The organism is Streptococcus mitis (assembly GCF_003942965.1).
Lineage (GTDB): Bacteria > Bacillota > Bacilli > Lactobacillales > Streptococcaceae > Streptococcus > Streptococcus mitis_BH.
The window spans coordinates 1-15,468 of record NZ_RJOG01000032.1 but is presented as its reverse complement, the minus strand read 5'-3'; the positions used below and the strand labels follow the sequence as shown (position 1 = coordinate 15,468).

The window sequence follows — 15,468 nt, the reverse complement described above, 5'->3', positions numbered from 1 at the left end:
GTTATATAGCAAACTATTGGAATTTCGGAATAGCACACCTAGTTTAAAAAAATATAAATAGTTTATAGAAATAGTTGTTTAATTTTAGAAAGCAGGTAACCACATGACAAATTCTGTAAGTTCGAACCGCTCTGAGAAGTACAACATTGCAGCTTTCTTCTCAGGTGTTGGGGGAATTGAGTTGGGATTTGAACAGACCAACGAGTTCAGAGTGGTGTATGCCAATGAGTTTGATAAGTATGCGCGTCAGACTTATCAGTTAAACCATCCAGATACCTATTTGGATGGTCGTGATATTCACGACGTTCAGCCTGAGGATATTCCAGCTGAGCGCGTAGATGTGATTATGGGAGGTTTCCCTTGTCAGGCCTTTAGCATTGCGGGTTATCGCAAGGGATTTGATGATGATCGTGGCGATCTTTTCTTCGAATTGCTTCGTATGATTGAGGGATGCAAACCTCGCGCTATTTTTATCGAAAACGTTAAGAACATGGTCGGTCATGACCACGGAAATACCTTCAAGGTTATTCGTGAAGCCTTGACCGAGAACAACTATTTCATCAAGTGGAAGGTTCTCAACGGAAAAGACTATGGAAATATCCCACAAAACCGTGAGCGGATCTACATTGTCGGCTTTGATACTAAGGAAACTTATGACTTGTTTGAATTCCCAGAGGAAATCAAGCTGACGACTTCTCTTCAGGATGTGATTAACTTTGGTGATAAGCTAGAAGAGGTTTACTACTACCGTGAAGGCAAGCAGAATTTCTACGACCAGTTGAAATTTGAAGTCACCAGTCAAGATACGGTTTACCAGTGGCGCCGTCAGTATGTCCGTGAAAATAAAAATGGTGTTGTCCCAACCCTAACAGCCAATATGGGAACAGGTGGACATAACGTTCCATTGATCTTGACGGATAGTGGTGAGATTCGTAAGTTGACACCGAAAGAAACCTTTAATGTTCAAGGCTATCCTAAATCCTTTAAAATCCCAGAAGGGATTTCTAACGGTCAGCTATACAAGCAGGCTGGAAACAGTGTGGTTGTACCCGTGATTAAACGTATCGCGGAAAATGTTGCCAAGGCTTTAAATGAAAGTCAGGGGCAATCTCAACTTGAACGTTCAGGAAAAATTGCCATTATCTACACCAAGATGAATGGACAATTTGAAGGGCAGTCCTATGTCAAGGACTTTGTAGATAGCTATGATCAAGCTCTTGAAAAAATCAAGTCTTATGATGATGGTCTAGCCCTTCTATCAGATGAAGATTATTTAAAATTGGTAAAAAAACGAGGAAATCTCGAATTTTACAGTATTAATTAACGAATATATAAGAGGGTTAGTGAAAAACTAATCTTCTTTTGATATACTGAAAATAGAAAAGAGGGTGCTTATGTGGGAACATCTAAAGTCTGAACAAAAAGACAAATACAAAACTTTAATTACCAACTTCGCTAGTTTGAGCCAAGCTTTCTCTCAAAAGGCAGAATCAGAAGATGAAGGACAAACAGAGAATTATGTTGCTCCAATTGTTAATTCTAAATTTCAAGAAACAGTCTTTCAGAAGGCTTTTAATGCGATTGGAGAAGATATTGCCAATACCTCTTATGATGCTTCTGTCGTAGTGGATGAAAATCATAAATACCTAGTGGGTATCAAGTCTTTTGGGATTAATTCTGGAGACCAAAAAATCGCTCAGTTTAAGAAGGATTCTCAAGATTGGACGGACTTGTTGGGTGATATCAAATTCCATGCAGATATCTCAGCAGATAAAGAAACGGCTGACAAGAAAAATTATCAACGCTATGAAGAGTTGGCACGAAAGATTGCGACCTTAAGGAACCAGAGAATCGAATCCTCTAAGGCACAAATCAAAGGTTTTAGCTCGGATTCGGTTAATGTTGAAGCTGTTTATCATGTCCTGATGCCAACACCAAAGGGAGAAAATCCGAAGATTTTTGTTGGGGAGACGACTTATTTGCCAGTCGATATTGATAATCTGGTCATTGAAGGATCAACTACCAAAAACAATCCAACCAATTTTCGATTTACGGATGGGCAACACCACTACAAGTACACGGCAGCTGACAGTCAGCTCCACATGACTTTTAATAATAAAGACATTGTGGTAGATACTTGGGATGTCCATTATATTGAAGATCCTTTTTCTCTCTTTGAAAACCTTCATTTACTGACAGCTGAAAAGGATAAAACCGATGTCTTAGAAACAGTGTCTTGGGTTATTACAGATAAACATGGAAATGTGGAAGAAAACTCTGGTTTCAATGCCTTTAATGGTGGTTCAAAATTAGCTAAGAAAGATCGTCTACCACGGATTTTAAAGATTCAGGATAAATTTAAGAACAATCTAGCTCCAGAAGAACTAGCTTTTGTGACTTTTTCCTTAGAAGAAATTCTCTTGAAAAAATGGACGAGCAAGGAAGAAAAAGCTCAGATGAAGGCTATTCGTGAAGGTTTGATTAACTTTATCCATGAGACTGGCAATGAAAAGCTCATTAAAGAAATTGAACAGTTAGTGTATCGTCCAGTTAGTGAAGTTTACATTCCTCTGCCTGACTCTAAGAACTTCCATGACGAAAGACCAGATTTCTTTGGTTCTGGATTTGGGACTTTTGAACCTGGCACTAAAAAACTAGCTCTACCAAAAGAGGAAAGAACCTTTAAACTACGCTTTTTATCTTCTGGTGATGTTATTAACGCCTATATAAATCAAGAAGCTGGAAAGGCAATTCAGTCAACTGATAAGCAAGAAATTCTTGGGAATTGGATCTTACGTGGTGTTTTCCAGTTGAAGGAACGTGAAGTCTTGACAGGTCAACGACTCAATGAGCTGGAAATCAACGGCATTCGTTTGACTAAGTTTAAAAATGGGGAAATTGGTATTGAATTTATCTGGATTGATACCGAAACCCCACCTTACGATGCCATCGGCTGGGTAGCGAAGAAATAAAAGTCCTATCACTTTCCCCCCCCTTAACCTTTGACTATTCCGTAAAATTATCGTAAAATAAAGAGTAAATGATAAAATGAGGTCAGAGTCTGTTCGCTCTGGCGATAGTAGTATAAATGAGGAGAAACGCTTTGGAATTAGAAGTATTTGCTGGGCAAGAAAAAAGTGAACTATCTATGATTGAGGTAGCGCGTGCTATCTTGGAACTTCGTGGTCGCGACCATGAGATGCATTTTAGCGATCTTGTAAACGAAATTCAAAACTACCTTGGAACATCAAACAGCGATATCCGTGAAGCCTTGCCTTTGTTTTACACAGAGTTGAACTTTGACGGTAGCTTCATCTCACTTGGAGACAACAAATGGGGTCTTCGTTCATGGTATGGTGTTGATGAAATCGATGAAGAAATCATCGCTCTTGAAGAAAATGATGACGATGAAGTAGCACCAAAAGCTAAGAAAAAACGTGTCAATGCCTTCATGGATGGCGATTCAGATGCCATTGACTACAATGCAGATGATCCAGAAGATGAAGATGCATACGAAGCAGATCCTGCTCTTTCATACGATGATGAAAATCCAGATGATGAGAAAAATGAAGTGGAAGCTTACGATGCAGAAATCAACGAAATCGCCCCAGATGACTTGGGTGAAGACGTGGATCTCAACGAAGAAGACGACGAGTTTTCAGACGATGATTCTGAAAACGTCGAGGAATAAAAGTTAGCTATTGACAATTATCCTATTTTTAGGTATCATATTGTTCGGGCACCTCTTTTAGAGGTCGGAGCTCCCTAGTTCTTAGGGAGCTATTTTTGTTTTTTCAAGAAGTTATCTTCTTGTATTTTGGTTGTGAATCTGGTGCAGTCGTCCCAGATTATTCTTATTAGTAGGGTCTTGTTTTCTATGTCCCCTCGTAGTTAACAAGGCCTTGAGCATTTTAGAAAGAGGAATCTATGTCTACGAAATATATTTTTGTAACTGGTGGTGTGGTATCGTCTATTGGGAAAGGGATCGTTGCAGCGAGTCTGGGCCGTCTCTTGAAAAATCGTGGTCTCAAAGTAACTATTCAAAAGTTTGACCCTTATATCAATATTGATCCAGGAACCATGAGTCCTTACCAGCACGGGGAAGTTTTTGTGACAGATGATGGGGCTGAGACAGATTTGGACTTGGGTCACTATGAGCGTTTCATCGATATCAATCTTAACAAATATTCCAACGTGACAACTGGTAAAATTTACAGTGAAGTGCTTCGTAAGGAACGCCGTGGAGAATACCTTGGGGCAACTGTTCAGGTTATTCCTCATATCACAGATGCTTTGAAAGAAAAAATCAAGCGTGCTGCTCTAACAACTGATTCTGATGTCATTATTACAGAGGTTGGTGGAACAGTAGGAGATATCGAGTCCTTGCCATTCTTAGAGGCCCTTCGTCAGATGAAGGCAGATGTGGGGGCGGACAATGTCATGTACATCCATACAACCCTCCTTCCTTACCTCAAGGCAGCTGGTGAAATGAAAACCAAACCAACTCAACACTCTGTAAAAGAATTGCGTGGATTGGGAATCCAGCCAAATATGTTGGTTATTCGTACAGAAGAGCCAGCTGGTCAAGGAATTAAAAACAAACTAGCCCAGTTCTGTGATGTGGCACCAGAAGCCGTTATCGAATCGTTGGATGTTGAGCACCTTTACCAAATTCCATTGAACTTGCAGGCTCAAGGTATGGATCAAATTGTCTGTGACCATTTGAAATTAGACGCACCAGTAGCAGATATGACAGAATGGTCAGCCATGGTGGACAAGGTCATGAACCTCAAGAAACAAGTTAAAATTTCCCTTGTCGGTAAGTATGTGGAGTTGCAAGATGCCTACATTTCTGTGGTCGAAGCCTTGAAACACTCTGGTTATGCCAACGACGCAGAAGTTAAAATCAATTGGATCAATGCCAATGATGTGACAGCAGAGAATGTGGCAGAGCTTTTGTCTGATGCGGACGGAATCATCGTACCAGGTGGTTTTGGTCAACGTGGTACTGAAGGGAAAATCCAAGCTATCCGCTATGCGCGTGAAAATGATGTTCCCATGCTGGGTGTCTGCTTGGGAATGCAGTTGACTTGTATCGAGTTTGCTCGTCACGTTTTGGATCTTGAAGGTGCCAATTCTGCAGAGCTTGCACCAGAAACAAAATACCCTATCATTGATATCATGCGTGATCAGATTGATGTTGAGGATATGGGTGGAACCCTTCGTTTGGGGCTTTATCCATCGAAGTTGAAACGTGGCTCTAAGGCAGCCGCTGCTTATCACAATCAAGAAGTGGTGCAACGCCGTCACCGTCACCGTTATGAGTTTAATAATGCCTTCCGTGAGCAGTTTGAGGCAGCAGGTTTTGTCTTCTCAGGTGTTTCTCCAGACAATCGTTTGGTCGAAATTGTGGAAATTCCTGAAAATAAATTCTTTGTAGCGTGTCAGTATCACCCTGAACTTTCAAGTCGTCCAAACCGCCCAGAAGAACTCTACACTGCCTTTGTGACTGCAGCAGTTGAGAACAGCAATTAGCAAAATCAGAACCTTTGAGAAGAATCTCAGAGGTTTTTTACTTGCATATTTAGGATATGAGTTGCAAAATAAAAACATAGTGATATAATTAACATAAAAAATCCTAAGGAGGATCTACGATGAAAAAAATCACACTATTTGGTTTGTCTCTAGCAGGTTTAGCTTTACTAGCTTTCCCTCATTCGGGAAAGGCCTTCGATCTTGAAGAAGAGTGGGTTATTAAGGGTGGCGTTCAGTATCAAGATGGCAAGATTCTTCGATTCAACAATGGCCATGAAGTGGATATCAAAGTCTTGGATTTACCAAAAACTGAGAAAATCGAGTGGAGGGTCAGTCTCAATGGTCAAGATCAGACAGTCAATTTCCTAGGTCAAGAAAAGGACAAGTCTATGGTCGGTACAGAGGGGCGTTACCTTAATTTCTATGTACCTTATGGCTATAGAGGAGATATCAAGGTAGAAGCCAAGAGCGGAAATGAAGTAAAGACATGGTCCACTAAAGTAGTAGATGATGTATATAATGACGGTGGAAAGAGTGGTTACTTCCGTATTGACGAATCAAATGATCAACACACCTACCTTGATGCAAAATGGGACTATCAAACTAAGACCTACACTGCTACCTTACCAGAGACTGTCAATGGTCAAAAAGTATTTGCTTGGGCAGACGACTATGAAGAATTGAAACTTCAAAAACCAGGAGTTATTAGTCATTCCTACAGGGGGGCAGGAGCCTTCAAAATACTTTATCCGATTGTAAAAGCAGAAAGCTGGCTAAAAAAGAATTACAGTGAAAAGTGGTACTATCAAAAACAAGGCCAATTAGTGCAGAAGGATTGGGTTAAGGACAAGGGAACTTGGTACTTTATGAATGATCAAGGAGTCATGTTCAATCAAACTTGGCTTTATCAAGGTAGCAACTGGTATGCCTTTAAATCATCAGGAGCTATGATTGCGAGTGACTGGCTTTACGACCAAGGTAAGTGGTACTATTTATCAACTTCAGGAGCCATGAAAGCAAGCACTTGGGTTTATGACAAGGGAGAATGGTATTATGTAAGTTCTTCTGGTGCCATGCTAGCGAATGATTGGGTCAAAGACAATGGTAAGTGGTATTATCTGGCTTCATCAGGTAAGATGCTTCGCAATACCTACACACCTGATGGTTACTACGTTGGCAACTCAGGTGCCTGGCAATAAGAATAAGAAGTCCTTTTCCTTAAAGGAAGAGGCTTTTTACTTGCTTTTCTGCTGCTTCCTCATTTGTCCTAAAGCCTTTTTTGTGTTAAAATGAATGGTATGAAAGCTAAAAAAATGTGGATGGCAGGTCTGGCTCTGCTTGGTATTGGGAGCCTTGCCCTTGCTACGAAAAAAGTTGCAGATGATCGTAAGCTCATGAAGACCCAGGAAGAGTTGACAGCGATGGTGCGAGACCATTTTTCAGACATGGGAGAAATTGCTACCCTCTATGTTCAAGTCTATGAAAGCAGTCTAGAGAGCTTGGTTGGTGGCGTCATTTTTGAGGATGGCCGTCATTATACCTTTGTCTATGAAAATGAAGACCTGGTCTATGAGGAGGAAGTCTTATGATACAACCAGCAAGTTTAGAAGAATTAGCATCTTTAGTAGAAAAAGATGGCAAGAAGGTCTTTCTTTTTGTAGCAGACTGGTGTGGCGATTGTCGTTATATCTATCCTGCCTTACCAGAAATTGAGGAGAGCAATCCAGAGTTTACCTTTATTCGAGTGGATAGAGACCAGTATATGGATTTGGCCAAACTCTGGGATATTTATGGAATCCCCAGCCTTGTTGTTCTAGAAAAGGACAAGGAAATCGGCCGTTTTGTCAATCGCGACCGTAAAAGCAAGCAACAAATTAATGACTTTTTAGCAGGACTGAAATAGGAGAAAATAGAAACAATGATTTTTACATATAACAAAGAACATGTCGGTGATGTCCTTATGGTCATCGCGAAAAATAGCGGAGATGCCAAACTGGATGTGGAGCGCAAAGGCAAGGTAGCCCGTGTTTTTCTCAAAGATAATGGGGAAACAGTGGCTTGGAATATTTTTGAAGTTTCAAGTTTGTTTGAAATTGCAGAGCGCGGTCAAGTCTTTTTGACAGATGAGCAAGTCGCTCGTTTGAATCAAGAATTACATACGGAAGGCTTTACAGAAGAAATTGTCAATGATAGGGAACCTAAGTTTGTTGTTGGTGAGATTGTCGAGATGGTAGCCCATCCAGATAGTGACCACCTCAACATCTGCCAAGTTGCAGTCGCGAGTGACAAGACAGTGCAAATCGTTGCAGGGGCTCCTAATGCGCGTCTTGGGTTGAAAACCATTGTAGCTCTTCCAGAAGCTATGATGCCCAAAGGCAATCTTATTTTCCCAGGTGAGCTTCGTGGCGAAAAGAGTTTTGGCATGATGTGTAGCCCTCGTGAATTGCATCTGCCAAATGCTCCGCAAAAACGAGGGGTTATTGAATTATCAGAAGATCAAGTTGTCGGAACTCCATTTGACCCAGCGAAACACTGGACTGCCTAAGAAGTTGTTAATATCTGATAGACCAGCTAGAAGGAAATAAGATGGCAAAAAATGTAGTGATTACAGGAGCGACATCAGGTATTGGTGAAGCGATTGCGCGTGTTTATCTGGAGCAGGGTGAGAATGTCGTTCTAACTGGACGACGGATAGACAGACTAGAAATTCTCAAGTCGGAGTTTGCAGAAACTTTTCCAAATCAAACAGTTTGGACTTTTCAGCTAGATGTCACGGATATGACCATGGTAAAGACTGTCTGCTCTGATATTCTAGAAACGATAGGTCAGATTGATATTCTGGTCAACAATGCTGGCCTGGCTCTAGGTTTAGCACCTTATCAGGACTATGAAGAGTTGGATATGTTAACTATGTTGGATACCAATGTCAAAGGTTTGATGGCAGTCACTCGCTGTTTCTTGCCAACAATGGTAAAAGCCAATCAAGGACATATCATCAACATGGGGTCAACCGCAGGAATCTACGCCTATGCAGGTGCAGCAGTTTATTCAGCTACCAAGGCAGCAGTTAAGACCTTTTCAGATGGACTGCGAATTGATACCATTTCAACAGATATCAAGGTGACCACCATTCAGCCTGGAATTGTCGAAACAGATTTTTCGACGGTACGTTTTCACGGTGATAAAGAACGAGCTGCGTCCGTTTACCAAGGAATCGAAGCCTTGCAGGCACAAGATATCGCTGATACAGTTATCTATGTGACCAATCAACCTCGCCGTGTGCAGATTACAGATATGACCATTATGGCAAATCAACAGGCAACAGGTTTCATGGTTCATAAAAAATAAAAAATTTTCTCGAAAAGTTACAAATTTCTGTAACTTTTTTTGATTTCCTACGAATAGATAAGTAGGAGGAAAAAATATGTATAATAAAGTTATCTTAATCGGACGTTTAACGTCTACACCAGAATTGCACAAAACCAACAATGACAAGTCAGTAGCGCGAGCAACTATCGCTGTGAACCGTCGTTACAAAGACCAAAATGGGGAGCGTGAAGCTGACTTTGTCAATATGGTTCTTTGGGGCAGACTAGCAGAAAGCTTGGCCAGCTACGCAACTAAAGGTAGTCTTATCTCTGTGGATGGAGAACTTCGTACCCGTCGTTTTGAGAAAAATAGTCAAATGAACTACGTGACCGAAGTACTTGTCACAGGATTCCAACTCTTGGAAAGTCGCGCCCAACGTGCCATGCGTGAAAATAATGCAGGCCAAGATTTGGCGGATTTGGTCTTGGAAGAGGAAGAATTGCCATTTTAAACATTAAAAAGTCTGAGTTGGTCTCAGGCTTTTTATCTTGAGAAAGTCAGACTTTTTTCTTGACTATTTTTGACCAAGTGATACAATAGAACTATGAATTAGCACTCGAATACAAAGAGTGCTAATGATATCTATCTCATTATGGAGGAAAGCAGATGTTGAAACCATTAGGAGACCGTGTGGTCTTAAAAATCGAAGAAAAAGAACAAACTGTTGGTGGCTTTGTCCTTGCAGGCTCAGCCCAAGAAAAAACCAAAACAGCCCAAGTTGTGGCTACTGGACAAGGTGTTCGTACCTTGAACGGTGACTTGGTTGCTCCAAGTGTTAAAGCTGGAGATCGTGTCTTAGTTGAAGCCCATGCAGGTCTTGATGTTAAAGATGGCGATGAAAAGTACATCATCGTTGGCGAAGCTAACATCTTGGCAATCATTGAAGAATAGAAGGAGAAAGTAAGTATGTCAAAAGAAATTAAATTTTCATCAGATGCCCGTTCAGCTATGGTTCGTGGTGTCGATATCCTTGCAGACACTGTTAAAGTAACCTTGGGACCAAAAGGTCGTAATGTCGTTCTTGAAAAATCATTTGGCTCACCCTTGATTACCAATGATGGTGTGACCATTGCCAAAGAAATCGAATTGGAAGACCATTTTGAAAATATGGGTGCCAAATTGGTATCAGAAGTAGCTTCAAAAACCAATGATATCGCAGGTGACGGGACTACAACTGCAACTGTTTTGACCCAAGCGATAGTCCGCGAAGGAATCAAAAACGTCACAGCAGGCGCAAATCCAATCGGCATTCGTCGCGGTATTGAAACAGCAGTTGCTGCAGCAGTAGAAGCCTTGAAAAACAACGCTATCCCTGTTTCCAACAAAGAAGCCATCGCTCAGGTTGCTGCTGTCTCTTCTCGTTCTGAAAAAGTCGGTGAGTACATCTCTGAAGCCATGGAAAAGGTTGGAAAAGATGGTGTCATCACTATCGAAGAGTCACGTGGTATGGAAACAGAACTGGAAGTTGTTGAAGGAATGCAGTTCGACCGTGGTTACCTTTCACAGTACATGGTGACAGATAGCGAAAAAATGGTGGCTGACCTTGAAAATCCATACATTTTGATTACTGATAAGAAGATCTCAAATATCCAAGAAATCTTGCCGCTCCTAGAAAGTATTCTCCAAAGCAGTCGTCCACTCTTGATTATTGCGGATGATGTGGATGGTGAAGCATTGCCTACACTTGTTTTGAATAAGATTCGTGGGACCTTCAACGTGGTAGCAGTCAAGGCACCTGGTTTTGGTGACCGTCGTAAAGCAATGCTTGAAGATATCGCCATCTTAACAGGTGGAACAGTTATCACAGAAGATCTAGGTCTTGAGTTGAAAGATGCGACAATTGAAGCACTGGGTCAAGCAGTGAGAGTAACTGTGGACAAAGATAGCACTGTTATCGTAGAAGGTGCTGGAAATCCTGAAGCGATTTCTCACCGTGTTGCAGTTATCAAGTCTCAAATCGAAACTACAACTTCTGAATTTGACCGTGAAAAATTGCAAGAACGCTTGGCCAAATTGTCAGGTGGTGTCGCAGTCATCAAGGTCGGAGCCGCAACTGAAACTGAGTTGAAAGAAATGAAACTCCGCATCGAAGATGCCCTCAACGCTACTCGTGCAGCCGTTGAAGAGGGTATCGTTGCTGGTGGTGGGACAGCTCTTGTCAATGTCATTCCAGCCGTGGCTGATTTGGAATTGACAGGAGATGAAGCAACAGGACGCAATATTGTTCTTCGTGCCTTGGAAGAACCTGTTCGTCAGATCGCCCACAATGCAGGATTTGAAGGCTCTATCGTTATCGATCGTTTGAAAAATGCCGAGCTTGGTACAGGCTTCAACGCAGCAACTGGCGAGTGGGTCAACATGATTGATCAAGGGATTATCGACCCGGTTAAAGTGAGTCGTTCAGCTCTACAAAATGCAGCATCTGTAGCCAGCTTGATTTTGACTACGGAAGCAGTCGTAGCCAATAAACCAGAACCAGCAGCCCTAGCTCCAACAATGGATCCAAGCATGATGGGCGGCATGATGTAAGCTTTCTATAGAAAACAACTTATAAAAAACACAAAAGGAGGGGATGGCTATTCCTCCTTTTTATGATATTCACTTCTAAATTGATTTGAGCTCTCCTAACTTATATGATAAAATAAGACTAGAAAAAGGAGAAGAACATGATCGATGTAGAAGAAATTCTGAGCAAGATGAACCCCAATCAGAAGATTAATTATGACCGTGTCATGCAGAAGATGGTACAAGTATGGGAGAAAAATGAGCAACGTCCAACCATTCTCATGCACGTTTGCTGTGCCCCTTGTAGTACCTATACTCTAGAATATTTGACTAAGTATACTGATGTGACAATCTATTTTGCCAATTCTAATATCCATCCCAAGGCAGAATACCATAAGCGTGCCTATGTGACTAAAAAGTTTGTCAGTGATTTTAATGAGCGGACTGGAAATACGGTTCAGTACCTAGAAGCGCCTTATGAACCCAATGAATACCGTAAATTGGTACGAGGATTGGAGGAAGAGCCTGAAGGTGGTGACCGTTGCAAGGTGTGCTTTGACTACCGTCTGGATAAAACAGCGCAAGTGGCTATGGATTTAGGCTTTGACTACTTCGGTTCGGCTTTAACCATTAGTCCTCATAAGAATTCTCAGACCATCAACAGCATCGGAATCGATGTGCAAAAGATTTATACCACCCACTATCTTCCCAGTGATTTCAAGAAAAATCAGGGCTATAAACGTTCAGTTGAGATGTGTGAGGAGTATGACATCTATCGTCAATGTTATTGTGGATGTGTCTATGCAGCTCAAGCCCAGAATATTGACCTGGTTCAGGTTAAGAAGGACGCAACGGCTTTCTTACTGGATAAGGATGTTGAAAAAGACTATTCCCATATCAAATTTACAGTTACAAAATTAGATATATAGGGACCAACCCAGCTGAAAAGCTGGGTTTTTCAAATAAAAAACCAGGGCTTTCACCCTAGTTTGACAACTTTACCGATTCTTTAGTTCTACATAGCGCTTGTACCAAATGTTTACATAGGCTTCTGAGAAAGGACCACGTCCATTGTTAATCCAATCAACAAGAATTTTGACATGTTCTTTTAAAATATAGTCCAAGTCATCAGAATAATTCATTTTGCGTTTGTGACGCTCATACTCCTCAACGTCCAAGAGACGTTTTTCCCCATCTGTAAAAATTTTAACATCCAAATCGTAATCAATATACTTCAGTGCTTCTTCATCCAGATAGTAGGGGCTAGCCATATTGCAATAGTAGGAAATTCCATTATCGCGAATCATGGCAATGATATTAAACCAATATTTCTTGTGAAAGTAAACAATAGCCGGTTCTCGAGTTACCCAACGACGACCATCACTTTCGGTAACCAGTGTATGATCGTTGACACCAATAATGGCGTTTTCTGTTGTTTTTAGTACCATGGTGTCCCGCCAAGTTCGGTGGAGACTTCCATCATGCTTATAACTTTGAATTGTAATAAAGTCGCCTTCTTTTGGAAGCTTCATAACTAACCAACTTTCTACAATTTATAAGTTTATCGTTTACTATTGTACCATAAAATTACCTAAAATCTGTGAATTTTACATGAAAATATTAAAGATATTCTCTGAGAGCGCTTGCTATATCCGAAAAATCGTAGCCTTTTCGCGCTAAAACTTGGGTTAAACGCTGTTTAAGTTCGTATCCTTCATATTTTCGGGCATACTTGGCATATTGCTTATCAAGCTCCTTGAAGATGAGTTCCTGAGTCGTTTCTTGGTCAACTTGACTATCCAATTCGTCAAAGGCACTTTTAGCATCAGAATAGGAAAAACCCTTGTTGGTCATATTCTGGATAATCTTATCTTGCAAGGCGCGAGCAGGAAGCTTTCCAGAGTATTTTTTAAGCAGTTTCTCTGCAACACGTTGAGCAACTTCCGAAAAATCAAATTCTTTCAAGTTCTCTTCTATAGTAGATTTTGAAATTCCTTTTTGTGCTAATTTCTGAGTCAGTACATAAGGCCCCTTGTCTCCTGAAAGTTGATTGGCATTGATGATAGCATAAGCGTACTGGCTGTCATTAATCCACTTATCTTCTTTAAGATTAATAATGACTTGAGAAACGATGTTTTCATCAATATCGTATTTTTTCAGATATTCTCTGACTTCTTTTTCAGTGCGAGCTTTAAAGGATAGGTGGTAGAGGGCTAGATTCTTACCGTAAGAAAATTGAGCAAAGTCCTGAATCTCCTTCAATTCCTCTTCGCTTATCACCTTATCTCTCGATAACATAAAACGAACAATAGTATCTTCAGTAATGTAGCATTTGTCGTCATTATCAAGCTCCATCAGATAGAGTCTTTTTTTCTTTTCAAGTTTTGTGATTTTCATAGTTCTATTATAACTCAAAATGTGATAAGATAGGGGTATGAATCTGAAAGTGAAACAAAAAATACCATTAAAAATCAAGCGCATGGGAATTAATGGTGAGGGAATCGGCTTTTATCAAAAAACATTAGTCTTTGTGCCTGGTGCTCTCAAAGGTGAAGATATCTATTGTCAGATTACTTCTATTAAACGTAACTTTGTTGAAGCAAAATTACTAAAGGTTAATAAGAAGTCTAAATTTCGAGTTGTGCCAGCTTGTACTATTTATAATGAGTGCGGAGGCTGCCAAATCATGCACCTGCATTATGATAAGCAGCTGGAGTTCAAGACGGACTTACTTCACCAAGCGCTAAAAAAATTTGCCCCTGCAGGATATGAAAATTATGAAATCCGCCCGACGATTGGAATGCAGGAACCCAAGTACTATCGTGCTAAGTTACAATTTCAGACTCGAAAATTTAAGAATCAGGTCAAGACGGGCTTATATGCACAAAACTCTCACTATTTAGTAGAGTTGAAAGACTGCCTGGTACAAGATAAGGAAACCCAAGTGATTGCTAATCGTCTAGCAGAATTACTTACTTATCACCAGATTCCAATCACGGATGAGAGAAAAGTTCTAGGTGTTAGAACGATAATGGTCCGACGAGCAAGAAAGACTAGACAGGTTCAGATTATTATTGTTACAAATCGTCAGCTTAATTTAACCCAACTAGTGAAAGACTTAGTTAAAGATTCTCCAGAGGTTGTGACAGTAGCTGTTAATACAAATACAGCTAAAACCAGTGAGATTTATGGTGAAAAGACAGAGATTATCTGGGGACAAGAGAGTATTCAAGAAGGTGTTCTTGATTATGAATTTTCACTATCCCCTCGAGCATTCTATCAACTAAATCCTGAACAAACAGAAGTCCTCTATAGTGAGGCGGTAAAAGCGTTGGATGTTGATAAAGAAGACCATTTGATTGATGCTTATTGTGGAGTTGGAACGATTGGATTTGCCTTTGCAAAGAAAGTAAAAACACTCAGAGGTATGGATATTATTCCAGAGGCCATTGAAGATGCTAAGCGAAATGCTAAAAGAATGGGATTTGACAACACACATTACGAAGCTGGAACGGCAGAAGAGATTATTCCTCGTTGGTACAAGGAAGGCTACCGAGCAGATGCTCTGATTGTGGATCCACCACGTACAGGTCTGGATGATAAGTTATTAGATACTATTCTTACCTATGTACCAGAAAAAATGGTCTATATTTCTTGCAATGTTTCGACCTTGGCTCGTGATTTAGTACGTTTAGTAGAAGTCTATGATCTCCATTATATCCAGTCGGTTGATATGTTCCCACACACTGCTCGAACGGAAGCTGTTGTAAAATTAATAAAAAAAGTTTAAAAAAGTTGTTGACAAAGTTAGAAAAGTCGGTATAATAGTAAGAGTTGAAAATAACAGCTCAGGTCCGTTGGTCAAGGGGTTAAGACACCGCCTTTTCACGGCGGTAACACGGGTTCGAATCCCGTACGGACTATGGTATGTTGCGGTTGAGGCACTTGATGAAAAAAGATTAAAAAAGTTTCAAAAAAGTGTTGACAAGCGAAAGCGGCTGTGATATACTAATATAGTTGTCACTTGAGAGAAGCGAGTGACAAAGACCTTTGAAAACT

General features: G+C 40.6%; 16 protein-coding genes and 1 tRNA gene. 15 read left to right on the top strand and 2 right to left on the bottom strand.

Annotated features, from left to right (window positions below):
- The first annotated feature begins 103 nt into the window (after window positions 1–103).
- The 13 genes from D8837_RS08360 (at window position 104) to D8837_RS08300 (ending at window position 12,338) form a co-directional block, all read left to right on the top strand.
- Window positions 104–1,324: a DNA cytosine methyltransferase gene (locus D8837_RS08360; RefSeq protein WP_125456762.1), complete on the top strand. Its 1,221-nt coding sequence runs from the start codon at window positions 104–106 to the stop codon at window positions 1,322–1,324.
- Between the two features lie 70 nt (window positions 1,325–1,394).
- Entirely contained in the window at window positions 1,395–2,972 is a 1,578-nt protein-coding gene (locus tag D8837_RS09540; RefSeq protein WP_185755697.1) for a hypothetical protein, read from the top strand.
- A gap of 131 nt (window positions 2,973–3,103) precedes the next feature.
- Window positions 3,104–3,691 (top strand): DNA-directed RNA polymerase subunit delta, encoded by a 588-nt coding sequence (rpoE, locus tag D8837_RS08350; RefSeq protein WP_042750234.1) that lies wholly within the window; start codon window positions 3,104–3,106, stop codon window positions 3,689–3,691.
- A gap of 236 nt (window positions 3,692–3,927) precedes the next feature.
- Window positions 3,928–5,535 carry a CTP synthase gene (locus D8837_RS08345; RefSeq protein WP_125456761.1) on the top strand — a complete coding sequence of 536 codons (1,608 nt, stop codon included), beginning with the start codon at window positions 3,928–3,930 and terminating at the stop codon, window positions 5,533–5,535.
- 119 nt (window positions 5,536–5,654) lie between these two features.
- Window positions 5,655–6,734 (top strand): N-acetylmuramoyl-L-alanine amidase family protein, encoded by a 1,080-nt coding sequence (locus tag D8837_RS08340; protein WP_185755696.1) that lies wholly within the window; start codon window positions 5,655–5,657, stop codon window positions 6,732–6,734.
- Between the two features lie 90 nt (window positions 6,735–6,824).
- Window positions 6,825–7,124 carry a DUF4651 domain-containing protein gene (locus tag D8837_RS08335; RefSeq protein WP_049510167.1) on the top strand — a complete coding sequence of 100 codons (300 nt, stop codon included), beginning with the start codon at window positions 6,825–6,827 and terminating at the stop codon, window positions 7,122–7,124.
- Complete coding sequence (locus tag D8837_RS08330) at window positions 7,121–7,438, top strand: thioredoxin family protein (RefSeq protein WP_049487943.1); 318 nt, start codon at window positions 7,121–7,123, stop codon at window positions 7,436–7,438. Before D8837_RS08335 ends, D8837_RS08330 begins: the two co-directional genes overlap by 4 nt.
- 15 nt (window positions 7,439–7,453) lie before the next feature.
- The gene (ytpR, locus tag D8837_RS08325; RefSeq protein WP_125386575.1) at window positions 7,454–8,080 is read left to right on the top strand and encodes a YtpR family tRNA-binding protein; all 627 of its coding nucleotides are present in this window, start codon (window positions 7,454–7,456) and stop codon (window positions 8,078–8,080) included.
- A 41-nt stretch (window positions 8,081–8,121) separates the two neighbouring features.
- Window positions 8,122–8,883, top strand: a complete 762-nt coding sequence (locus tag D8837_RS08320) for an SDR family NAD(P)-dependent oxidoreductase (RefSeq protein WP_125386574.1) — start codon at window positions 8,122–8,124, stop codon at window positions 8,881–8,883.
- Window positions 8,884–8,959: 76 nt separating this feature from the next.
- Window positions 8,960–9,355: a single-stranded DNA-binding protein gene (locus D8837_RS08315; protein WP_070479688.1), complete on the top strand. Its 396-nt coding sequence runs from the start codon at window positions 8,960–8,962 to the stop codon at window positions 9,353–9,355.
- 155 nt (window positions 9,356–9,510) lie between these two features.
- The gene (gene groES, locus D8837_RS08310) at window positions 9,511–9,795 is read left to right on the top strand and encodes a co-chaperone GroES (protein WP_000917323.1); all 285 of its coding nucleotides are present in this window, start codon (window positions 9,511–9,513) and stop codon (window positions 9,793–9,795) included.
- A gap of 15 nt (window positions 9,796–9,810) precedes the next feature.
- Window positions 9,811–11,433: a chaperonin GroEL gene (gene groL / locus D8837_RS08305; RefSeq protein WP_125456760.1), complete on the top strand. Its 1,623-nt coding sequence runs from the start codon at window positions 9,811–9,813 to the stop codon at window positions 11,431–11,433.
- 137 nt (window positions 11,434–11,570) lie between these two features.
- Window positions 11,571–12,338, top strand: coding sequence for an epoxyqueuosine reductase QueH (locus D8837_RS08300; RefSeq protein ID WP_061864578.1), 768 nt, complete (start codon window positions 11,571–11,573; stop codon window positions 12,336–12,338).
- Between the two features lie 69 nt (window positions 12,339–12,407).
- On the opposite strand, the gene D8837_RS08295 is transcribed toward D8837_RS08300, so the two are convergent.
- Together D8837_RS08295 and recX are read right to left on the bottom strand one after the other, a co-directional pair.
- Window positions 12,408–12,941, bottom strand: a complete 534-nt coding sequence (locus tag D8837_RS08295; RefSeq protein WP_000775316.1) for a DUF402 domain-containing protein — start codon at window positions 12,939–12,941, stop codon at window positions 12,408–12,410.
- A gap of 88 nt (window positions 12,942–13,029) precedes the next feature.
- Window positions 13,030–13,806 (bottom strand): recombination regulator RecX, encoded by a 777-nt coding sequence (gene recX / locus D8837_RS08290; protein WP_125456759.1) that lies wholly within the window; start codon window positions 13,804–13,806, stop codon window positions 13,030–13,032.
- A 37-nt stretch (window positions 13,807–13,843) separates the two neighbouring features.
- Here recX and rlmD point away from each other — a divergent pair, with 37 nt between their 5' ends.
- Window positions 13,844–15,199, top strand: coding sequence for a 23S rRNA (uracil(1939)-C(5))-methyltransferase RlmD (rlmD, locus tag D8837_RS08285; protein ID WP_125456758.1), 1,356 nt, complete (start codon window positions 13,844–13,846; stop codon window positions 15,197–15,199).
- A 61-nt stretch (window positions 15,200–15,260) separates the two neighbouring features.
- A tRNA-Glu gene (locus D8837_RS08280) sits at window positions 15,261–15,332 on the top strand.
- The last annotated feature ends 136 nt before the right edge of the window (window positions 15,333–15,468 follow it).